The sequence below is a fragment of the Marinicauda pacifica genome, assembly GCF_004793635.1.
GTDB lineage: Bacteria > Pseudomonadota > Alphaproteobacteria > Caulobacterales > Maricaulaceae > Marinicauda > Marinicauda pacifica.
This window is the reverse complement of the sequence record NZ_SRXV01000133.1, coordinates 1-300: the sequence shown is the minus strand read 5'-3', so window position 1 is coordinate 300 and position 300 is coordinate 1. Positions and strand designations below refer to the sequence as shown.

General features: G+C 65.3%; 1 protein-coding gene. It reads left to right on the top strand.

Translation table 11 applies throughout. From position 1 onward, the window contains the following. Positions 1 to 89: 89 nt before the first annotated feature. On the top strand, positions 90 to 300 hold a 211-nt coding region (locus E5162_RS14685), incomplete at its 3' end, for a GTPase (protein ID WP_174235026.1).

Below are 300 nucleotides of genomic sequence, written 5' to 3'. Positions count from 1 at the left end.
CTGCTGAGGCCCGCACAGGCAATGCCCTTCCCTTACCGGGCCCGGTTGGCCTATACGGCGCGCCTGAGCCAAGCTAGGAGACGCGCGTCATGGGCTTTAAATCCGGCATTGTCGGACTGCCGAACGTGGGCAAGTCGACGCTGTTCAATGCGCTGACGCAGACGGCGGCGGCGCAGGCGGCCAACTATCCCTTCTGCACCATCGAGCCGAATGTCGGCGAGGTCGCCGTGCCCGAACCGCGCCTGTTCAAGCTGGCCGAAATCGCCGGGTCGGCGAACATCATTCCGGCGCGCATGAGCT